The sequence below is a fragment of the Epibacterium sp. ABZ3_068 genome (assembly GCF_056159265.1).
The window spans coordinates 3,713,070-3,736,111 of the sequence record NZ_JBSWUV010000001.1 but is presented as its reverse complement, the minus strand read 5'-3'; the positions used below and the strand labels follow the sequence as shown (position 1 = coordinate 3,736,111).

The 23,042-nt window shown below is 56.0% G+C and carries 24 protein-coding genes; 13 read left to right on the top strand and 11 right to left on the bottom strand.

The genetic code is table 11. The features are described from left to right. The first annotated feature begins 3 nt into the window (after positions 1 to 3). The 4 genes from ACXAEW_RS17965 (at position 4) to glpK (ending at position 4,613) form a co-directional block, all read left to right on the top strand. Positions 4 to 864 carry a carbohydrate ABC transporter permease gene (locus ACXAEW_RS17965; protein WP_474942639.1) on the top strand — a complete coding sequence of 287 codons (861 nt, stop codon included), beginning with the start codon at positions 4 to 6 and terminating at the stop codon, positions 862 to 864. Positions 865 to 885: 21 nt separating this feature from the next. Then, complete coding sequence (locus ACXAEW_RS17960; protein WP_474942638.1) at positions 886 to 1,158, top strand: DUF2160 domain-containing protein; 273 nt, start codon at positions 886 to 888, stop codon at positions 1,156 to 1,158. A 77-nt stretch (positions 1,159 to 1,235) separates the two neighbouring features. Further along, a complete protein-coding gene (locus ACXAEW_RS17955; protein ID WP_474942637.1) occupies positions 1,236 to 2,957 on the top strand; it encodes an ABC transporter substrate-binding protein in 1,722 nt (573 codons plus the stop codon). 156 nt (positions 2,958 to 3,113) lie between these two features. Beyond that, a complete protein-coding gene (gene glpK, locus ACXAEW_RS17950) occupies positions 3,114 to 4,613 on the top strand; it encodes a glycerol kinase GlpK (protein ID WP_474942636.1) in 1,500 nt (499 codons plus the stop codon). A 152-nt stretch (positions 4,614 to 4,765) separates the two neighbouring features. Here glpK and ACXAEW_RS17945 read toward each other — a convergent pair whose 3' ends face one another. The 5 genes from ACXAEW_RS17945 to ACXAEW_RS17925 all read right to left on the bottom strand — a co-directional run bounded on the left by ACXAEW_RS17945 (position 4,766) and on the right by ACXAEW_RS17925 (position 10,976). Further along, the gene (locus tag ACXAEW_RS17945; RefSeq protein WP_474942635.1) at positions 4,766 to 5,641 is read right to left on the bottom strand and encodes a hypothetical protein; all 876 of its coding nucleotides are present in this window, start codon (positions 5,639 to 5,641) and stop codon (positions 4,766 to 4,768) included. Positions 5,642 to 5,756: 115 nt separating this feature from the next. Next, positions 5,757 to 7,715 carry a DNA topoisomerase IV subunit B gene (parE, locus tag ACXAEW_RS17940; protein ID WP_474942634.1) on the bottom strand — a complete coding sequence of 653 codons (1,959 nt, stop codon included), beginning with the start codon at positions 7,713 to 7,715 and terminating at the stop codon, positions 5,757 to 5,759. A gap of 121 nt (positions 7,716 to 7,836) precedes the next feature. After that, positions 7,837 to 9,213 carry an MATE family efflux transporter gene (locus ACXAEW_RS17935; RefSeq protein ID WP_474942633.1) on the bottom strand — a complete coding sequence of 459 codons (1,377 nt, stop codon included), beginning with the start codon at positions 9,211 to 9,213 and terminating at the stop codon, positions 7,837 to 7,839. Positions 9,214 to 9,319: 106 nt separating this feature from the next. Continuing rightward, the gene (locus tag ACXAEW_RS17930; RefSeq protein ID WP_474942632.1) at positions 9,320 to 10,444 is read right to left on the bottom strand and encodes a nickel/cobalt transporter; all 1,125 of its coding nucleotides are present in this window, start codon (positions 10,442 to 10,444) and stop codon (positions 9,320 to 9,322) included. Then, positions 10,404 to 10,976, bottom strand: a complete 573-nt coding sequence (locus ACXAEW_RS17925; RefSeq protein WP_474942631.1) for a DUF1007 family protein — start codon at positions 10,974 to 10,976, stop codon at positions 10,404 to 10,406. Before ACXAEW_RS17925 ends, ACXAEW_RS17930 begins: the two co-directional genes overlap by 41 nt. 504 nt (positions 10,977 to 11,480) lie before the next feature. On the opposite strand from ACXAEW_RS17925, the gene ACXAEW_RS17920 reads away from it, so the two are divergent. The 3 genes from ACXAEW_RS17920 to ACXAEW_RS17910 all read left to right on the top strand — a co-directional run bounded on the left by ACXAEW_RS17920 (position 11,481) and on the right by ACXAEW_RS17910 (position 15,177). Beyond that, positions 11,481 to 13,166 carry a sensor domain-containing diguanylate cyclase gene (locus tag ACXAEW_RS17920; RefSeq protein ID WP_474942630.1) on the top strand — a complete coding sequence of 562 codons (1,686 nt, stop codon included), beginning with the start codon at positions 11,481 to 11,483 and terminating at the stop codon, positions 13,164 to 13,166. Between the two features lie 179 nt (positions 13,167 to 13,345). Further along, complete coding sequence (locus tag ACXAEW_RS17915) at positions 13,346 to 13,543, top strand: hypothetical protein (protein ID WP_474942629.1); 198 nt, start codon at positions 13,346 to 13,348, stop codon at positions 13,541 to 13,543. A 1,067-nt stretch (positions 13,544 to 14,610) separates the two neighbouring features. Further along, positions 14,611 to 15,177 carry a VPLPA-CTERM sorting domain-containing protein gene (locus tag ACXAEW_RS17910; protein ID WP_474942628.1) on the top strand — a complete coding sequence of 189 codons (567 nt, stop codon included), beginning with the start codon at positions 14,611 to 14,613 and terminating at the stop codon, positions 15,175 to 15,177. Between the two features lie 126 nt (positions 15,178 to 15,303). On the opposite strand, the gene ACXAEW_RS17905 is transcribed toward ACXAEW_RS17910, so the two are convergent. The 3 genes from ACXAEW_RS17905 to ACXAEW_RS17895 are packed head-to-tail and all read right to left on the bottom strand — an operon-like array spanning position 15,304 to position 17,354. Further along, complete coding sequence (locus tag ACXAEW_RS17905; RefSeq protein WP_474942627.1) at positions 15,304 to 15,705, bottom strand: hypothetical protein; 402 nt, start codon at positions 15,703 to 15,705, stop codon at positions 15,304 to 15,306. 23 nt (positions 15,706 to 15,728) lie between these two features. After that, the gene (locus ACXAEW_RS17900) at positions 15,729 to 16,133 is read right to left on the bottom strand and encodes a VOC family protein (RefSeq protein WP_474942626.1); all 405 of its coding nucleotides are present in this window, start codon (positions 16,131 to 16,133) and stop codon (positions 15,729 to 15,731) included. 3 nt (positions 16,134 to 16,136) lie between these two features. Then, a complete protein-coding gene (locus tag ACXAEW_RS17895) occupies positions 16,137 to 17,354 on the bottom strand; it encodes a pyridoxal phosphate-dependent aminotransferase (RefSeq protein WP_474942625.1) in 1,218 nt (405 codons plus the stop codon). A 93-nt stretch (positions 17,355 to 17,447) separates the two neighbouring features. Here ACXAEW_RS17895 and ACXAEW_RS17890 point away from each other — a divergent pair, with 93 nt between their 5' ends. The 3 genes from ACXAEW_RS17890 to ACXAEW_RS17880 all read left to right on the top strand — a co-directional run bounded on the left by ACXAEW_RS17890 (position 17,448) and on the right by ACXAEW_RS17880 (position 18,735). Then, entirely contained in the window at positions 17,448 to 17,858 is a 411-nt protein-coding gene (locus tag ACXAEW_RS17890; protein ID WP_474942624.1) for a helix-turn-helix domain-containing protein, read from the top strand. Between the two features lie 59 nt (positions 17,859 to 17,917). Further along, a complete protein-coding gene (locus ACXAEW_RS17885) occupies positions 17,918 to 18,163 on the top strand; it encodes an FAD assembly factor SdhE (protein WP_474943065.1) in 246 nt (81 codons plus the stop codon). Between the two features lie 74 nt (positions 18,164 to 18,237). Beyond that, complete coding sequence (locus ACXAEW_RS17880; RefSeq protein ID WP_474942623.1) at positions 18,238 to 18,735, top strand: MarR family winged helix-turn-helix transcriptional regulator; 498 nt, start codon at positions 18,238 to 18,240, stop codon at positions 18,733 to 18,735. Between the two features lie 296 nt (positions 18,736 to 19,031). Here ACXAEW_RS17880 and ACXAEW_RS17875 read toward each other — a convergent pair whose 3' ends face one another. Continuing rightward, entirely contained in the window at positions 19,032 to 19,460 is a 429-nt protein-coding gene (locus ACXAEW_RS17875; RefSeq protein WP_474942622.1) for a VOC family protein, read from the bottom strand. 173 nt (positions 19,461 to 19,633) lie between these two features. Between ACXAEW_RS17875 and ACXAEW_RS17870 the strand changes: the two genes are divergently transcribed. Both ACXAEW_RS17870 and ACXAEW_RS17865 read left to right on the top strand, forming a co-directional pair. Further along, positions 19,634 to 20,467, top strand: a complete 834-nt coding sequence (locus ACXAEW_RS17870) for a thymidylate synthase (RefSeq protein ID WP_474942621.1) — start codon at positions 19,634 to 19,636, stop codon at positions 20,465 to 20,467. Between the two features lie 9 nt (positions 20,468 to 20,476). Then, on the top strand, positions 20,477 to 20,953 hold the full coding sequence (locus ACXAEW_RS17865) for a dihydrofolate reductase (protein WP_474942620.1): 477 nt from the start codon (positions 20,477 to 20,479) through the stop codon (positions 20,951 to 20,953). A 68-nt stretch (positions 20,954 to 21,021) separates the two neighbouring features. Here the strand turns inward: ACXAEW_RS17865 and ACXAEW_RS17860 are convergent, their stop codons facing one another. Next, the gene (locus ACXAEW_RS17860) at positions 21,022 to 21,888 is read right to left on the bottom strand and encodes a delta-class carbonic anhydrase (RefSeq protein ID WP_474942619.1); all 867 of its coding nucleotides are present in this window, start codon (positions 21,886 to 21,888) and stop codon (positions 21,022 to 21,024) included. 376 nt (positions 21,889 to 22,264) lie between these two features. Continuing rightward, positions 22,265 to 22,471: a cold-shock protein gene (locus tag ACXAEW_RS17855; protein WP_474942618.1), complete on the bottom strand. Its 207-nt coding sequence runs from the start codon at positions 22,469 to 22,471 to the stop codon at positions 22,265 to 22,267. A 217-nt stretch (positions 22,472 to 22,688) separates the two neighbouring features. Here ACXAEW_RS17855 and ACXAEW_RS17850 point away from each other — a divergent pair, with 217 nt between their 5' ends. Next, entirely contained in the window at positions 22,689 to 23,006 is a 318-nt protein-coding gene (locus ACXAEW_RS17850; protein ID WP_474942617.1) for an arsenate reductase family protein, read from the top strand. The last annotated feature ends 36 nt before the right edge of the window (positions 23,007 to 23,042 follow it).

Genomic DNA, 23,042 nt, shown 5'->3' with positions numbered 1-23,042 from the left:
TTGATGACGGATGAAACTGCCACAACCAGCTTTACCGTGCAGCCCAAGAAGAAGGCGCGGGTGGCGATCAAAGGGTCGGTCATTGTGATGGCCTGCTATCTGATCTTCCTGATGCTGCCGATCTACTGGCTGATCAATATGAGCCTGAAGACCAACACCGAGATCCTGAGCACGTTTTCGTTGTGGCCGCAGGATTTGACGTTTCAGAACTATATCACCATCCTGTCTGACCCCGCCTGGTACATGGGCTATGTGAACTCGTTGACCTATGTGGTGATGAACACGGTGATCAGCCTTGCTGTGGCGCTGCCGGCGGCCTACGCCTTTAGCCGCTACAGCTTTCTGGGCGACAAACACCTGTTCTTCTGGCTGCTGACCAACCGAATGGCACCGCCGGCTGTTTTTGCGCTGCCGTTCTTCCAGCTCTATTCCTCGGTGGGTCTGTTTGACACCCATATCGCGGTGGCGCTGGCGCATTGTCTGTTCAACGTGCCGCTGGCGGTGTGGATCCTGGAAGGGTTCATGCGCGGCGTGCCCAAGGAAATCGACGAGACCGCATATATCGACGGCTACAGCTTTGGCCGGTTCTTTGTGAAGATCTTCATGCCGCTGATTTCATCGGGCATCGGGGTCGCGGCCTTCTTCTGTTTTATGTTCTCTTGGGTAGAACTGCTGCTCAGCCGGACCCTGACCACGGTGGACGCAAAGCCGATTGCCGCAATCATGACCCGAACCCAAGGTGCAGCGGGCATTGACTGGGGTGTGCTGGCGGCGGCGGGTGTGCTGACGCTCGTGCCCGGTGCCCTGGTCATCTATTTCGTACGCAACTACATCGCCAAGGGTTTTGCCCTGGGCCGTGTGTAACCAGACCGGAGGAGAGCCCTGATGGATTGGATGGCCTGGACCCTGCCGACGGCATTGTTCTTCATCTTCATTGCCACGACGCTGATCGTCTTCACCGTGCTGGCAATCAAATTTCCCGAAACGCCGCGTCGTGGTGTTTTGGGGACTGAGACGACCCGAGGGGATCGTCTGTTTATCACGCTTCTTGGTTCAGCCTTTATCAATCTTGGCTGGCTGGGGCTTGCGGGTGCAAACCAGCCTTATGCGCTGGGGCTGTGCCTGATCTACGCCGTGGCGGTGTTCCGCTGGGTGTAAAGCAAAGATCTGGCTTCCCATGGCCCGGCGGGCGGTGGGGGGATGGAACAAGAAAGAACTTTAAACGGGAGGAAACGATGAAGTTCACGCTGAAATCAAGTACCGCGCTTGCGCTGGCACTTGGACTGATGGGCAGCGCGGCTATGGCCGATATGGAAGCTGCCAAACAGTTCCTGGATACGGAAATTGGCGATCTGTCGGTGCTGTCACGCGCTGATCAGGAAGCAGAGATGCAATTCTTTGTGGATGCGGCCAAGCCGTTTGAGGGCATGGAAATCAAAGTGGTGTCGGAAACCATCACCACCCACCAGTACGAAAGCGAAGTACTGGCGCCCGCCTTTGAAGCGATCACCGGTATCAAGGTCACCCATGATCTGATCGGCGAAGGCGATGTGGTTGAAAAGCTGCAGACCCAGATGCAGTCCGGCGAAAACATCTATGACGCCTATATCAACGACAGTGACCTGATCGGCACCCATTGGCGCTACCAGCAGGTGCGCAACCTGACCGACTGGATGGCGGGTGAGGGTGCAGATGTGACCCTGCCGAGCCTGGATGTGGATGATTTCATCGGCACCAGCTTTACCACGGGCCCCGATGGCAAACTGTACCAGCTGCCGACCCAGCAGTTCGCGAACCTATACTGGTTCCGGTATGACTGGTTCAACGACGAGAAGAACAAAGCCGACTTCAAAGAGAAATACGGCTATGATCTGGGCGTTCCGGTGAACTGGTCTGCCTATGAGGATATCGCCGAATTCTTCACCGGTCGTAACCTGAGCCATATGGGCGTCGAAGGGGACGTATTTGGCAATATGGACTACGGCAAGAAAGACCCGTCTTTGGGCTGGCGTTATACCGACGCGTGGATGTCCATGGCGGGCATGGGCGACGTTGGTGAACCCAACGGCCTGCCGGTTGACGAATGGGGCATTCGTGTGAACGAAAACTCCCAGCCGACCGGTTCCTGTGTGGCACGCGGTGGTGCGACCAACGCGCCGGCTGCGGTTTACGCCGTGACCAAGGCGATCGAATGGCTGGAAAAATACTCTCCGCCCGCGGCCGCTGGTATGACCTTCTCTGAGGCGGGTCCGATCCCAGCACAAGGGAACGTTGCACAGCAGATGTTCTGGTACACCGCCTTTACCGCAGCCACGGTTGAGCCGGGCCTGCCGGTGATGAACGAGGACGGCACGCCGAAATGGCGCATGGCGCCCAGCCCACATGGTGTTTACTGGAAAGACGGCCAGAAGATCGGCTATCAGGACGCTGGTTCCTGGACACTGATGAAATCCACCCCGGTGGATCGCGCCAAAGCGGCCTGGCTTTATGCTCAGTTCGTGGTGTCAAAAACCGTGGACCTGAAGAAGTCTGACGTGGGTCTGACCTTCATCCGCGAAAGCACCATCGACAGCCAGCACTTTACCGACCGTGCGGACAAGCTGGGTGGTCTGGTGGAGTTCTACCGTTCGCCCGCGCGCGTTCAGTGGTCCCCAACCGGCACCAACGTGCCTGACTACCCCAAGCTGGCACAGCTGTGGTGGCAGAACATCGGCGACGCCATGTCCGGCGCCAAGACCCCGCAAGAAGCGCTGGATGCGCTGTGTTCCGACCAGGAGCGCGTTCTGCAGCGTCTGGAACGTGCAGGCGTTCAGGGCGACCTGGGTCCGAAACTCAATGACGAGCAAGATGCCGAGTACTGGTTCAACCAGCCGGGTGCACCTTATGCCAAGCTTGCCAATGAGGACGAAGAGCCCAAGACGGTGTCCTATGACGAGCTGATCAAATCCTGGCAGTAAGCCCCTGGGATGAGACAGGGCGGGGGCGTTCACATACGCCCCCGCCTTCTTTGTGACCTCTGGTCACGGCTTTGGTTTTATCTGGCCAGAGCGTTCGTATTTGGCCACACTCTCTGGACCCAACCCTTTGCGTTTGATTTTAAACGAGACCCACCCATGACCTATGTTCTTGCCATCGACCAGGGCACCACATCGTCCCGCGCCATTCTGTTTGACGCTCAGCTTGCGCCTGTGGCCTCAGCCCAGGAGGAGTTTGCGCAGATCTTCCCAAATTCCGGCTGGGTGGAGCATAATCCGGATGACCTCTGGGCGACGACAGCGGGCACCTGCCGGGCGGTGATCGAACGCGCAGGCATTGATGTGGCGCAGATCGCTTCGATCGGGATCACCAACCAGCGCGAAACCACCGTGGTCTGGGACAAGGCAACAGGGCAGCCGATCTACAACGCCATTGTCTGGCAGGACCGGCGCACGGCTGACTTCTGCCGCAGCCTGCAGGAGGCGGGGCATGCGGATATGTTTGCCGACCGCACCGGTTTGCTGGTGGACCCCTATTTCTCGGCCACCAAGCTGAAATTGGTGCTGGACAATGTGGAGGGCGCACGGGCGCGCGCCAATCTCGGAGAGCTGTTGTTTGGCACCGTTGATACCTTCCTGATCTGGAAAATGACGGGTGGTAAAGTGCATGCAACCGACGCCACAAATGCGGCGCGCACCATGCTGTATGACATCCGCAAAGGGCGGTGGAGCCAGACGATCTGTGATCTCTTGGACATCCCCATGCATATGCTGCCCGAGGTCAAGAACAGCGCTGATGATTTTGGACTGTGCCGCGGCGATCTCTTTGGGCGGGAGATCCCGATCAACGGCGTGGCAGGCGACCAGCAGGCGGCGACCGTGGGGCAGGCGTGTTTCAAACCGGGGATGTTGAAATCCACCTATGGGACGGGCTGTTTTGCGCTGCTCAATACCGGAGATGTGCCGGTGAAATCCAACAACCGCCTGCTGACGACCATTGCCTATCAACTGGATGGCAAACCCACCTATGCGCTGGAAGGGTCGATTTTTGTCGCCGGTGCCGTGGTGCAATGGCTGCGTGACGGGCTGAAAATCATCCGCGAAGCGTCGGAAACCCAAGGGCTGGCGGATGGCGCAGATCCCGCGCAATCGGTGGTTCTGGTGCCTGCGTTTACGGGCCTTGGCGCGCCCTATTGGAACCCGGATTGTCGCGGCGCGATCTATGGACTCACGCGCAACTCTGGCCCCAATGAGCTGGCCAAGGCGGCGCTGGAAAGCGTGGGCTACCAGACCCGTGACCTGATTGACGCGATGCGCGCCGATTGGAGCGCGGCAGAGGGCACAAACAGCGGTCAGTCGGTCCTGCGGGTCGATGGGGGCATGTCGGCCTCGGACTGGGCGATGCAGTTCCTCGCCGATATCACCGACGCACCGGTGGACCGTCCCAAGGTGCTTGAGACCACGGCGCTGGGTGTGGCCTGGCTGGCGGGTATGAAAATCGGCGCGATGCCGGATATGGAGGAATTTGCCAAAGGCTGGGCGCTGGACCGCGAGTTCCGCCCGTCAATGGCGACCGAGGTGCGCGACGTCAAATACACCGCCTGGAAACGCGCGGTCGAGAGCACGCTGGCGTTTTAACCACGAAGGTTTGCGCCAAGTGAAACGGCCGAAGCCTCCGGCGGGAGTATTTGGGAAAAGATGAAAGGGTTGAAGGTGTGTGTCAACGATAATTCAAACCGTTAAATTTTAAGGGCTAGGCTAGGATTGGCGGTGGCCGAAACGAGCGGTTTTCAGTTGACGAGCTTCCTGCGTTGGATAAATCGCGTAAATAAACCAAAACATGCCAACCCTGAAAGAATGAGCACCCCACCGGCTGGAAGCGGAACTGGGGCAGGCGGAGCTGATAAAACGCGATTGTCCTGTTCTATTACGCTAGCTCCACCGCTGCTTTCTACGGAAAGAATACCTTGTATATTAGCTGATCTGTACGCAGCGGTGGTGTTGCCAATAGAGCCATGCGAAGTCAAATAAGCTCGTAGCGTAAATGTATCCCCGTCGATGATCGGGAAAGTCAACGAAAGTGTTTCCGAAAAACTTTGTTCAATGACGTCCCCGAATGTCTGTTCCGCTGCCATCCCGCGAGTGTCGAACATTAGTGAAGGCTGGAAAGGCCTTCCAGATGAAGGATTAATTCCCAACAAGGCTGTTGCGTAAGGGTTGTCTGTAGACCGTACAGAACCGCCAGAAGCGACAGATGCAACGAGGTCTAAGGAAACCGTCACAAAGCCGTCGCCAATTATGTTGAATGAATATCTTGAGTCAACAAGTGCAGCAGAGCTACCATATCCATTCCCAAGCTGGCTGTCACGCTCCAAAAAAGATGAAGCGCTAAACGTTCCGGTTGCAAAATTTGCACTGAAACTAGCTGATCCAGAGAGCTCTCTATCGAGCGTTTGAGCCCCAGCTAGACCGTTTAAATGTAACCCGTCAAAAACTGTATTAAATGTGTTTGTTTGATCAACTCTGTCCTGAACTAGCTCGCCGCCGATACGCAAGGTGGTTGCTGCGACCGTATTACCGCTAATGAGCGTTGCCGCAGCTAAAGGCCGAAACGGAAGTAAAGCAACCGTGAGTAAAAAGTACCCAAAAAATCGATAACGTAACATAGGCACAACCTTTTAACAGAACATTGCTCTGTTATTTTTGTCGCCGTTTTGTAAAACTGCAATTACACTTGAGCTAATGCACGAGAATTTTATTGATTGTGCCTATTTTTCGCACTCAAACATCCAGCTCCTCCACGAACTTCGCGTTTTCCTGAATGTACTGGTAGCGCAGTTCGGGTTTTTTGCCCATCAGACGTTCGACCAGGTCGCCGGTCTCGCCCGGTTCGTCCTCGTCGATGGTGACCCGGATCAATTTCCGGGTTTTGGGGTCCATTGTTGTCTCTTTCAGGTCTTTGGCGTCCATTTCACCCAGACCCTTAAATCGGCTGACGTCGATTTTGCCTTTGCCGCCCAGCCCTTTTTCCAGCCATTTGTCGCGCTCTGCCTCGTCCAGGCAATACACACGTTTGGCCCCTTGAGTCAGGCGGAAGAGCGGCGGGCAGGCGAGGTAGAGGTGGCCTGCGTCGATCAGCGGGCGCATCTGGGTGAAGAAGAAGGTCATCAGCAGCGAGGCGATATGGGCGCCGTCGACATCCGCATCGGTCATGATGATGATCTTGTCATAGCGCAGATCATCGAGGTTGAATTTGGTCCCCACACCAACCCCCAGCGCCTCACACAGATCGCGGATTTCGGCGTTTGACCCCAGTTTCGAGGAGGCCGCGCCAAGCACGTTCAGGATCTTACCCTTCAAGGGTAACAGCGCCTGGTTTTCGCGGTTGCGCGCGCCCTTGCCGGAGCCGCCGGCCGAGTCGCCCTCCACAATAAACAATTCGGTGCCTGCGCGGTTCTTGGCGGTGCAGTCGGTGAGCTTGCCCGGCAGACGCAGTTTCTTGGTCGCGCTCTTACGCTGGGTCTCTTTTTCCTGTTTGCGGCGCAGACGTTCTTCGGCGCGCAGAACCAGGAAGTCGAGGATGGCGCCGGCCGATTTGGTATCCGCCGCAAGCCAGTTGTCGAAATGGTCACGGACCGAGTTTTCCACCATTTTTGCGGCGGCTTCGGTCGACAGGCGGTCCTTGGTCTGGCCCACGAATGCCGGGTCTGCAATGAAGCAGGAGACCAGCGCACAGCCGCCTGCCATCAGGTCTTCGCGGGTGATCTGGGCAGCCTTCTTGTTGTTGACCAGATCGCCATAGGCCTTGATCCCCTTGAGGAGCGCGGCCCAGAAACCGGTCACATGGGTGCCGCCTTCGGGCGTGGGGACGGTGTTACAGTAGGACTGGGTGAACCCGTCGCGCGAAGGTGTCCAGTTGATCGCCCATTCCACATAGCCGGGTTCGCCGAATTTCTCGGAAAACTCAACTTTGCCCGCGAAGGGCGCGTCGGCATAGGTGGTTGTTTTGCCCAGAACTTCGGTCAGATAGTCACGCAGGCCGCCGGGGAAGTGGAAGGTGGCCTCGACCGGGGTCTCATTGTCGTCGATGGCCGATTTCCAGCGGATTTCCACACCCGAGTAAAGATAGGCCTTGGAGCGCACCAGGGTGAACAGGCGTTTGGGTTTGAAGCGGTGGGAGCCAAAGATCATCTCATCCGCGTGGAAGGTCACGGTGGTGCCACGGCGGTTGGGGGCTGCGCCGATCTTCTCCACTCCGCCGAGGGGCAGACCGCGGGAGAATTTCTGTTCATAGAGCTCTTTGTTTTTGGCGACCTGGACCACCATGGAATCCGACAGCGCGTTCACAACGGACGACCCTACACCGTGAAGGCCGCCCGAGGTCTGGTAGGCCTTGCCCGAGAACTTGCCGCCGGCGTGCAGGGTACACAGGATCACCTCAAGCGCGGATTTGTCGGGGAACTTGGGATGGGGGTCGATCGGAATGCCGCGGCCGTTGTCGCGGATGGTGACCGAATAATCTGCGTGCAGTTCTACCTCGATCCGGTTGGCGTGGCCTGCGACGGCCTCGTCCATGGAGTTGTCGAGGATTTCCGCCACCATATGGTGCAGCGCGCGTTCATCCGTGCCGCCGATGTACATGCCAGGGCGCTGGCGCACCGGCTCGAGCCCTTCAAGGACTTCGATGGAGGATGCGTCGTAGGTTTCGGCCTGGGGCGTGGAAAGGAGATCATCTGCCATGTGTCGGGGCTGCTCTCAACTGAATGTGATTTGCTGTTGTTTGGCGACCATTATGGCACCAGTTGTGTCCCGGCGAAAGGGGGGCGCAAGGTTCTGTGGATAAGCTGGGCGCAGGCGGGTGTTAAAACAGGTCGCCGCGCCGTATCGCATGGCCCCAGAAACGCCACAGGAGCAGCGCGCCCACCGCGGTGAGGCCAAAGACCAGGCCTATCCAGACTCCAACGCCGCCCAGGTCAAAAACAAAGCCGAGGACATAGCCTGTCGGCACGCCAACCGCCCAATAGCCAAAAACGGCAATGAGCATGGGAACGGTTGTGTCCTGAAGCCCGCGCAAAAGGCCGATGGCCTGGGCCTGAAGCCCGTCGGTCAACTGAAAGAAGGCGGCGACGATCAAAAGCGAGATACTGCTTGTCATAATGATCGCGCGATCCGGATCATCCGGGCTGAGAAAGACCGAGATCAGAGCTTCGGGAAACAGCACAAAAGCCGCAGCTGACAGCATCGCAAAGGCAAAGGACAGCAGGATCAGCATTCGGGCGCCGCGCAGCATATGGGGTAGGTCTTTGCGTCCCAGTGCATTGCCCACGCGGATGGTGGCAACATTCGACAGACCCAGGTGCACCATGAAGGTAAGCCCCGCAAGATTGAGCGCAATCCCATGAGCTGCCAGCGCTATGGGGCTGATCCAGCCCATCATAATGGCGGAGGCCATAAACAGAGAGACTTCGGCCAAGGTGGTGAAGCCGATTGGAATACCCAGCTTGAATAGACGCGCGAACATCTCCCAGTCCGGTTGGTGAATATTGCGAAACAGCTCTTGCTCTGGGAGAGCCCGCTGGCAATAGGCTATCAGGATCAGGGTGCTGACCGAGATTGTCACAAGCGACGCAATGGCCGCGCCCATTAGGCCCATCTCTGGTGCGCCGAAGTTTCCAAAGATCAGGACATAGTTCACGCCGGCGTTGACCACGGCCGAGGCGATTTGCATGAACAGTACGACCTGGGTGCGTTCCTGTGCGGCGAGAGTGGATTTCAGGACCATCACGATCAGGGCGGGAAAGGTTCCCCAGCCCATTACTGACAGGTATTGCGCGGCGTCGGCGGCAACGGTTGGATCCTGTCCAAGGGCTCTCAGGATCGGTTCAGACCACAGGAATGCCGGCATGGCGATCGCCCCATAAAGCATCGACAGCCAAAGACCCATACGATTTGCGCGGCGCGCCATTCGGGTGTCACCTGACCCGGCCGCTGCGGCCACCAGGGGCAGCACTGCAAAGGCAAAGCCGGACCCGAGCAAAAAGATCGCATGGAAATAGGAACTGGCCAGCGTCACGGCGGCCAGCGCGCCGGAGCTGTACCAGCCCAGCATCGCCGCATCCGTCAGGCCGATGGCGAATTGCGCCAGATGACCGCCAATCAGTGGCAGGCCCAGAACGGCAATTGCACGCACATGGCCTTTTGGTGTCATAGCATTGGAGTGAAGAGCCGCATGTGTCATGCTTTTGCTTAGATGCGTAATTTTTGACCTTCAAGTAAATTCCTGACGGTCCGTGCAATGCACAGTGTCCTGTGCATTTTCACATATTGGTGAGCTTTGCGGTGGCTCAGATCAGCCGAAGGGCAATCTGGCTGGCAACACCCAAGATGATCAGCCCGCCAACCAGCTCCATCGTGGCGGCAATGCTGCGGGCGCGGGTGCCCGAGAGACGGGACAATGTACCTTCGCGCACGGTCACCGATGCGATGGCAACAGCGATCGTAATCGAGGCGGTGCCAAGACCCATCGCCAATGTGCCCAGAACCCCGGCGGTCATCAAATCCAGCCGCCATGTCAGCAGCAGCAAGAAAACTGCCCCCGTGCAGGGGCGCATCGCAACCGAGGCGATAATCGCCAGACCATCGCGGAAGGAACGGACTGCGGCGACCTCTTCCAGGGAGGGGCCATGTTTGTGGCCGCAATCCGGGCAGATGTCACCTTCGTGGTGGTGGTGGTGGTGGTGATTGTGAGGGTGGGGGGCGTGCATATGGTCATGATGCGCGTCATGTTCATGCAGGTGGTGATCATGCCCGTGATGGTGATGCCCGTGATGATCGGGCCCGTGATGGTGATGCCCGTGATGATCATGGCTGTGCAGCTGTGGTTCTACCGTTGCAGCCTTTGTCCGCCAGAGCTTCAGAAAGCCACGGCGCGCCAGCCAAAGGCCCAGCAATGCGATCAGCCCGTAGGACAGCGGTGCCAGCACCTCTTCAGTGAGCCCGGTGAGTTCCACGCGGCCCAAGTCCAGAAGCGTAAGTCCACCCACAACCAGCAGGATTGCGGTGCCCGCCTGTGCCAGCGAGGATCCAAGCGCCAGAGAGATCAAACGTCCAAGCGGCACCTTCTGGCCCAGCCCGTAGCCTCCGATCACCAGCTTGCCATGACCGGGGCCTGCCGCATGAAAGAACCCATAGGCAAAGCATAAGGACAGCAAAGACATCAGCGCCCCCGGCTGCTGGGTTTTCAGCGCGCGCAGGGCGCTTGCAAGCGCGTTTTGTACAATCTGCTGTTCATTGGCAGCCCAAAGGGCCAGACGGTCCGCGCCGCCAAATCCCCAAAGCCAGATGGCGGCGCCAATACACAGGACAGCACCAAGCCCAAGACACCACGCCAGCACCCTCCGACGCGAAACAGGAGGAATTGCAGTTGGATTATGATCCGTGGGCACAGGAAAGTCTGATGGTGTCTGCAAAGGATTTTCCGATCTCGGGGTAATTGTCTTCGGCCTCGGCGCTGGACATGGCATAAAGCGTTTCTTCCACCAGCGTGTAGGCCTGATCTAAATTGGGTGCGGTAACGGTGGCGGAACAGGGGCTGCCCTCTGGCAGGCTGACCCGTGGTCCAACGGTATAGGCGGTGTAATAGGTTGGGTCATAGGTCTGAATCACCAGATCATCCGCAGGCACCGGCGCTGCAAGTGGTCGAAAATGGCGAGTGGTGATCCGGCCCTGGCTGACCTCGGTTGCCAGATGCTCTGGCGCGGCCAATGCAACGGGGGTATCATCTTGCGTGACAAAGGTGTCGCCTGCAAAATCCGCGTCCCATTGCATGTCAAACCCCTGCAGTTGGGCCAGTTCCGCTGGGTTCAGCTCTCCGTCGAAATCATTGTCGAGCTGGCGGTCCTCAAAAATGAGGAGTGAGTAGAAATCATCATAGGCCCATGTGACCTCAAGCCCGAGCAGCTGACCTTCTTCATCAATCCGTAGTGCAAGTGAGGTGTCCACGAAAATGTGAGGATGCGCCTGAGAAAAGTTAGGCGTCAGGCAGGCAGCAAGGGCCAGAACAGCAAATGACGGTGTGATGCGCATATATAACAGATAGCGGTCCAAAGCGGTCCGGGCAAGATGCGGATCCGTCAAAACCCGGTGAGACGGCAGGGTTTAGCGCATGTGCAAGGGGGCGCCAAAACGCGTATTTCACGGATGGGACCAGGGCCCAGTTCGGTTAACAGACGAATCCCGCAATAGACCGCAAAAAGCCGTGTAAGCACGTATGCGGCGTGGGGTTTTGCTCGGTTTATCGGAAGAATTGTAAAGGTTTTGCCCTGCTGGCGTTTACCTTTGCCTTAACCTTTGGTGCGAGTTTCGGCGCATATACACTTCCTTACCGGTACTCCCGCCATGCACAGACTACTTAAACTATTTCTTTCCGCCACAACTTTTCTGACGATTGCTGGGGGCGCCGGATTTACAGTTCATCACGTCTCGGTTCCGATTGTGGAGCGGCTGATGGAGGCTGATACACGCAAACATTCAGAACTGTGGAACCGGCGCGTGGTCCTGCATCTAAGCGATCCGGATCGCACGTTTTCTGATGGAATCTTGACCCCGGAAGATATCCGATACCTCAGCCTGTTGCCGGAGGCCTCTGATATCTATCGGTTTAACCTGTTTGACCCAAAGGGCCTGATCCTCTGGTCCACCCGGTCGCAGGACACGGGCCGCGATGTCTCCGCGCATTTCCCGGCCCAAGAGATCGCATCGGGAAAAGTGGTGTATAGCCGAGATCAGAAATTGGCCTCGGAAATTGACGGGTTGGGGCTTCACGCCCTGAACCAGGATGTTTCAGTCCGTGAGGTGGCCGAGGTCTACCAGCCGGTGATCGACGAGGGGCGGGTGATCGGAGCCATCGAGTTTTACACGGACATTACGGATTTGCGGAGCACGTTCCTGATGCGGGTGCGCGCGCTTCTGTCCGGGTTGTCTGCGATTGCCTTGATCGCTGTCAGTGTGGTTGGCACCATCCTCTATCGTACCAATCGAAGCCGTTATGAGGCGCTTATTCAACGCTCCGCCAGCGAAAAAGAGATGATGAGCGAGCAGCTGCGCCTGGCGCGGGATGTCAAACTGTTGGGAGAGCTGAATGAATGGCTGCAATCCAGCCGGTCTTTGGATGAGCTGTTTGATATGGTGGGCCGTTTCATGAGCCATATCCTGCCCAACGCGGAAGGCAGCGTGTATGTCTATTCCAACTCGCGCGATGTGCTGGATGGCTGGGGCAGCTGGAATGGCGGCACCCACAAAGACCACATCCGACCGGATGAATGCTGGGGGCTGCGCCGCGGGCAGACCTATGAATACGGGGCCAATGAGATCAACTTCAAATGTGGCCATGCTGATGCGGACAATGACAAACCCTATTTCTGTTTCCCGCTATTGGCACATGGTGAAACCGTCGGGCTGCTGCATCTGCATGCCAAGATAGAGGATGCAGACGCGTTTTTTGCCGACCGGGACTTGGCCCAGATGTGCGCCGAGCAGATTTCAATGGCCATTGCCAATGTGCGGATGCGCGATGAATTGCATGACCAGTCCGTGCGGGATCCGCTGACCGGGCTGTTCAACCGCCGCCACATGACGGAAACCCTGCGAAAGCGGATCAATGAAGGGGAGCGCAGCGGGGCCTCCTTTACCGTGGTTGCGATTGATGTGGACCATTTCAAAAAGTTCAACGACACCCATGGGCATGATGCAGGTGATATGGTCCTGCGATCGGTGGGCAGCACGCTTGAACAGGCGTGTGACGGCGATGACGTGGCCTGCCGCCCGGGCGGTGAAGAGTTCACAGTGATCCTGCCGGGCTGTGATACCAAGCAGGGGCTGTTGCGTGCCGAGGCCCTGCGCCGCCAGGTGGAAAACATCAAGGTCCGCTATGGCGAGAAAACCTTGCCGCGGGTGACCATCTCGGTTGGCGTGGCCAGCTACCCGGCAAACGGGACTATGCCGCAGTTCCTGCTTCGCTCAGCAGATGAGGCGCTTTATCAGGCCAAGGCGCTGGGTCGCAATCGCGTGGTCCTGGCGGATGATCTTGCGGCTTCTGATGCGGTCCAGGCCTTGCCCATGGGAGACGACGGAAAGGCCTGGGATGCGGTGGATGAGGCGGTCTCCGGAAAAGAAACTGCGCGCAAAGTCTGACCCGTTTTGGGGCGTATGGCGCTGTTTGGGACGGGCGCGTTCACCGCGAAACTTTGTGAAATCCGCCATCCCATATGGCCCCATTGCGCAAAATAAATGCGTCTGAGCCATATGTCCGCCATACTTGAGACTAATTTTAAAAGTGTATTCCGCGTGTGATTTAAAGCTCGAGATTGAAGATGAAGACTATTTCCATTGCCTTTGCCGTGTGCGCGGTGCTTTTGGTCTGTGCCGCGCCAACTCCACCACGTCCCGATAACACAGCGTTTTCGACCGCTCAGATTACGCAAGCCAACCTGCAGCCGGTTCGTGGAGGGTATGGTGTGCCTGTATCCTCGGATGCATTTATCAATGTAAACTTTGGCCCTTACGAATAGTCGCGCAGTGCTTTCAGCCGGTCCGCCACCGGAGAAGAGCCGCAATTGAAAATGACAATTTACTGCGTTGCGAAAGAATTACTGCGTTCGAAAGAAACCGGGCACGGTTCTCGTCTGGTGGGACGGGCCCGGACATTTCCCTTCTGATCGCGTCCGAGACGGCAACAGATGCCGAGGTTTCGGAATGCGGCAAGGAAATCGCGCGCCGAAGCTTTTGCAATGATTGTTCTGTAGCGGCAAAAAAACAGCACCGATTACAGGATTACGACTGGATAGATCTCAACCGTCTTGTGGTGGGAGACTGCGGGTAAGCTGAGGAAACCCAATTCCTGCGTGCCTGTCGATATTCCGAGGAAACTGGGTCACGGGGATTGCGATGTGACTTTGGCAAAGAGTCGCCAGGCCGACCCGGCGATTAGGATGGCTGAATTGCACGTTTCCAAACGGAGAGGTGATGCCTTTTTCGTGAGTCGCAAAAGGAAGAGAATCGGAGCGACAAAATCCGTTTCCTTGCGAGGAAAAGGTTAAGAGATCGGGAAAAATACGTAAGTGAAACTGATTACAGAAAGAGGGAATTGTTGTTATCTGGCGGTCCAATGGGGGGAAAAAGTTTGTTTCCGTAACCGTTGGTAATGGTCATGGCTTAACAGATGAAGGCGCTTTGTTTAGCCATAATTCGAGTCGCTGGAGGAAACTTCCAGATTCGGGTATGTCATTGGAATATCAGGATAAAAATTTATTCTTTATCGCAGGTTTGCAAAAGTTCAATTTTTTTAACACGAATAAAATTATGCGCGGAAGTGGTTTGCCGGTCGCAGGGTGCGGATCTACTCACGTTCACGGGTACTTCCCTAAATTTTTATCAAGCATCTGATTTTGTAACGAAAAATTAACTTTCTTTTGTTGTCGCTTCGTTAGGTAAGGAGTGCTGCCGTATTAGGAAAGGTTAAAAAGTTATTTATCGAAAGATCAGGATCGCATAATATGGCAACAGTTTGACGAAGTTTGGGCTTTGTGCGGACGCTGCAATGTGTGAACCAACACAAGAGTTTTAGTGAGGATACATAATGTTTGGTCAATTGAAGAAATTTGGAATGGTGGTCGCGCTTCTGACCGTTCCTGCTACGCTTCAGGCGGCGACTATTTCAGGTCAGATTGATATTGTCGGGCTTGTCGATGTAGACGCTTCTGAGTTTTCTGCCACTGGCACTGCCGATTTGTCTCCGACGGGGACCGCTCTGCAACGCACCGGTGACTTTACTGGCTATCTGGCCGAAAACGCTTCGGTAACCCTTTTTGACATCGATTTTGCTTCGGTGGTACCGCAAACGATCTGGGAAGTTGGCGGTTTTTCCTTTGTTGCCACGTCGTTTAGCTCTTTCCAGGATTCAGTGACAAAAGCGTTTGAAGCGATTGGTGTCATTTCCGGAAACAGCTTCGACGATACCTTGGGAACCCTGTCATTTACCGCCCAAGAAAACAGTGGCGCTGTAAACGTGTCCTTCTCCACAACAACCGTTTCCGGCGACTCGACACCGGCTCCGGTTCCGCTGCCCGCCGCAGGTCCTTTGCTGTTGCTGGGTCTGGGTGGACTGGCTGTTGCGCGTAGAAAGAAATCAAAGTCTCGCGCATAATATTTTGATACGTCGGCAATAAGCCGGTGTTTTGAAAAAAAAGGAACGGCATCTGCTGCCGTTCCTTTTTTACTTTGGCGGTCTTGTTCAAAAACAATAATGTTTAAGTCCATGCCGCGACTGCATTTAAGCTTTGCTCATCCGGTCGGCTTTTTTGCGTACCAGAACCGTGCGCAGGTCATGCATGGCCATCAGCAGCCGGTCGGTAACATTCTCCAGCTGGTCGGCATCGGCCTTGGACTGAGCCCATTGGGTTGTCAGGTTCAGGTGATCGATGGTGCGGTGGATATCGTCCAGTTCCCGGTTCAGCAACGTAGCGCGCCGGTCTTCTTTCCAAGCCCCGATCGCATTCAGATCTTCGGGAGACAGCGCCCGGTTTCCATGGGGTTTCACATCGCCATTGCGAATATTGATCACGGCGATCTGGTCCATTTCTATGCGGCGGTGACGGTTTTCGGTGTCGACCTTAAAGACCACAGCGCCGTTTTCACGGATGCGAAAGTAATATTCTGGCAGCTCTACGCTCATTTCTGTCCCTTCGGCGCGGTCTTTTAGCCGAGCCTTCTGTCTTGGGGGCTGTGTTGATCCAGACCCTTTAAATCAATCACCCGCCATAGTGTGCCATCTGGATCGACCAAAGGAAACATCCGTGGCACCGTATCGCGCACCGGGATGATGTCACACAGACGCGGGATGGCGGCCGGATCCGTCGACAGCCCCAAAGCGGACCATTCCTTGTGCAGAGGCGCGATGTCTTCGACCCTTAAGCAGGCGGAGAACCAGCTTTCGGTTGGGGCCAGATCCGGGTGGGGAAAGAACTCCACCTGGGTCTCCTCATAAGTCAGGATCATCCAGCTTTGATCCCGGTAAGAGGTGGTAAAGCCGAGACGATGATAAAACGCTTCGGTCTTATCAAAGTCCCGGCTGGGCAGATTGGCTGTTATCTGCGCGCCCATGCGTCAGGTCAGCGACGCGCAGAAAGTCTGGATGCGGGTGCATGCTTCTTTCAGCGCCTCATCCGACGTGGCGTAGGAGACGCGGAAATTCGGCGACAGGCCAAAGGCCGCGCCAAAGACCACGGCCACACCGGTGTCTTCCAGCAATGCGGTTGCAAAGATCTCGTCGTTTTCGATGACCACGCCCTTTGGGGTGGTTTTGCCGATGAGGCCCGCAATCGATGGGTAGACGTAGAACGCACCTTCGGGCGTTGGGCAGGTGATGCCGTCGATTGCGCTCAGCATTTCCACCACCAGATTGCGGCGGCGGACAAATTTCTCGTTGTTGGGGGCCAGATAATCCTGGGTGCCGTTGATCGCTTCAACGGCCGCATATTGCGAGACAGAGCAAGGGTTTGAGGTCGATTGCGACTGTACCTTGCGCATGGCTGCGATCAGCTTTTCCGGACCCGCCGCATAGCCGATGCGCCAGCCGGTCATCGCATAGGCTTTGGAGACGCCATTGCAGGTCAGCGTGCGCTCATACAGCGCAGGTTCGATTTCGGCCGGGGTGGCGAATTTGAAATCGTCATAGGCGAGGTGTTCGTACATGTCGTCAGACATCACCCAGACATGGGGATGGCGCATCAGAACATCGGTCAGCCCCTTCAACTCATCCGCTGTATAACCTGCACCGGTGGGGTTCGATGGGGAGTTGAAGATGAACCATTTGGTTTTGGGCGTAATCGCCGCTTCAAGCTGTTCGGGGGTCAGTTTGAAGTTGTTTTCCAGCGTTGCTTCAACCGCAACGGGCGTGCCACCTGCCAGCAGCACCATATCGGGATAAGAGACCCAGTATGGCGCGGGGATGATGACCTCGTCCCCTGGGTTCAGCGTGGCCACAAGCGCGTTATAAAGCGTGTGTTTCCCGCCCGAGTTCACGGTAACCTGAGCAGGCGTATACTCCAGCCCGTTGTCGCGTTTGAACTTGGCACAGATCGCCTCTTTCAACTCGGGAATGCCGTCAACGGCCGTGTATTTAGTCTTGCCCTCGGCGATGGCCTTGACCGCAGCGTCCTTGATGTTTTGCGGCGTGTCGAAATCGGGTTCGCCGGCACCCAGGCCAATCACATCGCGGCCCGCGGCCTTGAGTTCGCGCGCTTTGTTTGTCACCGCAATCGTGGGGGACGGCTTCACGCGGGCCAAGGTGGATGAGAGGAATTCAGCGGGCAGGTCGGACATTTTGCGCCTCGGTTTGAAAGTTGGACGCGTCTGTCATAGGGTGCAGCCCAGAGGCGATCAAGCGAGATCGCGAATTGATACAGGAGTGAGGCGATGAGCGAAGGCAAAGTGACCGAAACCGAAGCGGATTGGTACGGCCCAGACATGGCAACACTCGGCGATCGGATTGCAGCGGCGCGCGAGGCCAGTGGCATGACGCAGGCACAGCTAGCGCGGCGTCTCGGGGTCAAGAAAGCAACCTTGACGGGGTGGGAGCAAGATCTGTCAGAGCCGCGCGCCAACCGGATGTCGATGATGGCGGGGATCCTCAGTGTCTCTATCATGTGGTTGATGACCGGAGAGGGCGAAGGCGCGGCTTCTCCCGAAGAAGATGGCACTCCGCAAAATCTGCGTGACCTTCTTGTTGATTTGCGGCAGTTGCGCAGCGAGATGCGCGAAAACGCTGATCGCGCTGCCCGTTTGGAAAAACGTCTGAAGAATGTCATTGAGGAGATGAACGCGTGAACGACCCCCTGCGCGAAGCTGGTTTGAGCCTGAAGGAACAAAGCCCCAAGGATGAAAGCATGGAGGTCCGCAAGAAGCGGCTTTATATGCGGTCGATCCGTCGTGGGATCAAGGAAATGGATATTCTCCTGCAGGGATACGCCGAAGCCAATCTGGCAGGCATGGATGCTGCCGCGCTGGATCGGTATGAGGCCCTGTTGGGGGAGAACGATCAAGACCTGTTGCAATGGGTGACAGGACAGGTGACGCCACCCGCAGAACTTGCTGATTTAGTTAAAAAAGTCTCGCAAACTTATCAAAATTAATTCTCAAACGCCTTAACGCAATTTTCGGAAATTCAGCGCATTCTGTCTCTAGCAAATTCGAGTCGGAGATGCGCATGAGTATGGAAATGCCAATCGGCCAGCAGGAATCCAAAGGGTTCATGACTGGCTACCTTGAAGCGCTCGCGCTAGTCGAGCGTCTGCATCGTCTGCTGCTAGACGTGATCAAGGATGAATTTGAACGCGTAGGCGTTCTTGAAATAAACGCGGTTCAGGCTCTTCTGCTGTTCAATATCGGGGACAATGAGGTTACTGCGGGAGAATTAAAATCCCGTGGCTACTATCAAGGCAGTAACGTGAGTTATAACCTCAAGAAGCTGGTCGAGATGGGGTATATGCACCATCAACGTTGTGAAATCGACCGGCGTTCTGTCCGTGTACGCCTGACAACAAAAGGGCGTGAAATTCGGGACATCGTAACCGAATTGTTCCTGCGCCACGCAGAAGGCCTGGAAAACCGAGACGTGATCAGCCTCGAAGGGATTGCGGATATTACCGCGTCATTGAAACGCGTTGAGCGGTACTGGTCAGACCAGATCCGCTATATCTACTGAACGTAGATAAGATCAGGAGAATTCCGCGTCTTGTCGGAGCGGCTAGAATGGCCCGGACGACCGCCAGGATGCACGTTGTAGAATGCAACGGTGAACAGTAATTCACAAAACGGCCGCCCCAAAAAGGGCGGTCGTTTTTGCGTTTGGCAGGGTTGAGACTGGACTGGGGGCTTGTGATCGGACCGAGGACGGTGGACCGTTTTGTGCAAAATATAAATTATCTGAATGGCTTCTGTCGAAACGCCCGCCACGGTTCTCTGCGGGCGTTTGCTGATATGCGATTATGCGCCTTGTGATTACCAGTGGCCGGTGTTTTCCATGCTGGCCCAGGGTTCTGCAGGCTCCAAACGCTCGCCGTTTTGCAGAAGTTCAATCGAGACATTATCGGGGGAGCGCACAAAGGCCATATGCCCGTCGCGCGGGGGACGGTTGATGGTGACACCCTTGTCCATCAGCATCTGGCAGGTCTCGTAAATATTGTCGACACCATAAGCCAGATGGCCAAAATGGCGGCTGTCGCTGGGCAGGTCGTCATCGCCGTCCCAATTGTAGGTCAGCTCAATCGGGGTGTCCTCCTGACCGGGCGCGGCCATAAAGATCAAAGAGAACCGGCCCTGTTCGCTGTCGATGCGGCGGGTCTCTTTCAGTCCCAACAGCGCGTAAAAGGCCATGGATTTTTCCAGATCCTTCACGCGGACCATTGTGTGGAGATATTTCAGTGGCATGTTTTCCTCCGAGGTTTGCTTCCTGTCGGCGGTCAACATTTAGGCCGCGCTCGGCGTTAAAACCAGAGGGTGTAAATAATTTAATGGTGCATCATTCGGCGTGACACTGGCCATTTATGGTATCTCGTGCGAAAAAGCACACAAGCGATTGAGGTTTTCCTGGGGCAAAAGCAATGCAGCAATATCTTGAAGCGTTACGTATGGTACGGGACCAGGGCGTTCAGTCCACGGACCGCACCGGTACTGGTACGATTTCCTATTTCGGGATGCAGTGCAGGTACGCTTTGGCGGATGGGTTTCCGCTGGTGACCACCAAGAAACTTCACCTGAAGTCTATCATTCACGAACTTTTGTGGTTCCTCTCCGGCGATACCAATATCCGCTATCTGCAGGATAATGGCGTGCGGATCTGGAATGAATGGGCAGATGAAAACGGTGATCTGGGTCCTGTTTATGGCTATCAGTGGCGTCGGTTTCCGAAGTTGGAGCTGGTCGAAGGCACCACCGGGGATGAGCCGCTGTATCGGGCGGGCAGTGTGGATCAGATCGCCGATCTTGTGGAACTGATCCGGAAAAGCCCGGACAGTCGCCGCATGATCGTGTCTGCCTGGAACCCCGCTGACGTGCCCAATATGGCGCTGCCGCCGTGCCATACCCTGTGGCAGGTACGGGTTGCCGGCGGCAAGATGCATCTGCAGCTCTATCAACGCTCGGCCGATATGTTTCTGGGCGTGCCGTTCAACATCGCCTCATACGCTCTTCTGCTGAAGATGCTGGCGCATGTCACCGGTTATGAGGCCGGGGATTTCATCCACACGATGGGAGATGCGCATATATACACCAACCATCTGGAACAGGTGGAACTGCAGCTGAGCCGGACACCCAAGTCCTTGCCTCAGCTGAATATTCTCCGCGATGTAAGCTCGATCTTTGATTTCAAATTTGAGGATTTCGAGGTTGTCGGCTATGAGGCCGATCCGAATATCAAGGCGCAAGTGGCGGTCTGAGGAAGCACGATGATTTCATTGATTGTAGCGCGTGATCGCAATGGGGCGATTGGCAAGGACAATACGATCCCCTGGTATGCGCCCGAGGATCTGAAGGCGTTTCAGCGCGAAACACTTGGCGGCGCGATTATCATGGGGCGCAACACATGGGACAGCCTGCCGGTGAAGCCTTTGAAAAACCGTCTGAACATTGTGGTCTCTTCCAATCCCGGTTGCGCGGATCTGGTTGTCCCGTCGATTGAACTTGCGGTCGCTGAGGCGCGCGCGCAGGGCTACATGCGAATCTATGGGATTGGCGGGGCCGGGATCTATCGCGGTATGATGGACATGGCGGACCGGCTTTTGATCACCGAGGTGGAGACGGAGGTCGCCGAGGCCGATACGTATTTCCCGGAGGTTTGCGCGGATCAGTGGCAGGTTGCCGCGCGCAATCCGTTGCGCATTGAAGATCCGTCCTGTGTGATGGTGGAGTATCTGCGCCGCTGACCGGGCTGTTTGTCTTGGGATAAAGGGCCGCCCCCCAAAGTGACAGGGGGCGGTTTTTTGCGGTGTCTTTAGTGGTTGATTGGTGACAGCAGCTTTTCGTTTTCGACCAGGTTGCGCACGCCGTGGGCGTGGTTCTCTTGGAAGATATTGTCTTTGTACCAGGCATCGACTGAGTTGATGTCGACCTTGATCACCTGCGGGCGCACGCTCCATGTCACCTGGAACGGAGAGCCTTTCTCATTGTAGCTGGGTCCTGTGGTCGACCCTTCATAGACAATGGGCGTGCCGAGGTTGTTGGGCAGGTTTTCCGCCTGATAAAGCCCATTCACCTTGGAAACCTTTGCCATCTCGGTGAAATCAGCGGCTTTGGGATCATTTACCAATACTGCAACCACAGTTTCCACCCGAAGCTGTGGGTTGGCGATAGAATCGCTGAGACAGGTGCCAAGGGTTGGTCCGGGCTGCGCCTGGGCTGTGGAATGGACAAAGTGGATTTCGATGGTGTCACCGCTTTCCAAGAGGCCATGTTCACCGTCGCCGACCGGGTGCCCTACGGGTGTTAGCTCTTCTTTGGTCAGGGTTCCATCATATTTGAATCCGGTCCCGTAGCCCTTACCATTGCCATTACCGACATAGGTCGTGAACTCGCCGCCCTTGTGCTCGGCGTTTTCATGGAAATGGATGTCACACAGGTTCATCTCCGTATAGGCGGGCGCAGCCGCAAAGGTGCGTGTGTTGAGCCCTTCATGTTTTGCCAGATCTCGTGGCGCCTGCGGGCCAAAGCCTGCGCCTTCTGTCGATTGGGCAAGCGCTTTACGCTGTTCAGCTATGACGTGGTCATCCACCGGGTTGGCGTCGCTGCCGGCCAGAACAGGAGCGGCGAATGCAAGAGTCACACAGGCAAAAATTGCTGAAGGGGTGAGGTGATGGGACATAATATCCTCAGTTCTTTTGGTTAAGAATCACACTCAGACTAAAAACGATGATGTCGTCTGAGGTCAGTCAACGAAAATCGGCTGACACGAGAGACATAAGAAACGTGTATTTGATTTAAATGTCTCAGCTGAAAGAAATATCGCTGCTGGTGATGTGTGGAGCTAAAAAAATGGTAATAAAAACAATAAATTAACCCACTGCAAAAGTGCAGGTAACGGTTTCGTGAGGTGGGGAGAGCGGGGGGCTAATGGCTTTTTGCAGGAAAAACAGTGCCCTGCCGAAGCGCCGACCCGTTTCGAAGCAGCTTCGACTGATGTGTTTTCTGAAAGCATCAGCTGCGCCCCGCTGGAGTAGGGCGCAGCAGATTCTTTTAGTTCAGAGCGGCTTTAATTCGCCAGCCATTTGACGGCCATCTCGCCCTTCGGTCAGTTCGTAACCAACTTTCATATTGTCAGACAGGCCCGTCAGCCCCGAACGTTCAACCTGAGAGATGTGCACAAACACATCTTTGCCGCCTTCGTCCGGTTCGATGAAACCATAACCCTTTGTGGTGTTAAACCACTTCACGGTGCCGGTTGGCATATCCCGTGTCTCCTTCTACCTTGTACTTTCTCACGAGGCCTCCCCCATGTACTTCATCCACCAAGATGGTCCGCTTGAGCCCAAAAATAGCCGGGCAAACGGCAGAACAGCTTGACGAACCTTCTTTAACTGTTGCACGCGGATTGCAAAAATCAAGCAAAACACAAGGCCACTACCATAAATTGTGTTTGAGAGAGCCTTGGGAATGGAGAGTTTTATGCGCATTTATGGTTTGAAGAACTGCGACACCTGCCGTAAGGCATTGAAAGCATTGCCTGGCGCTGCGTTTGTTGATGTGCGCGCAGATGGGGTGCCTGCGGAACTGTTGCAACAGGCCTATGCGCAATTTGAAAGCAAGCTGCTGAATACACGGTCAACGACGTGGCGGCAGTTGGACGAGGCCGAACGCGCCCGTGCCCCGTTGGACCTGCTGGCAGATCATCCGACATTGATGAAGCGGCCGCTGATTGTGGACGGGGATCAGATGGTTCTGGGCTTTGACAAAGCCGCGCAGACGGCCTTGGGTCTGGGGTGATCCATTAATAAAACGCCCTGCTGTGGGGCAGGGCGT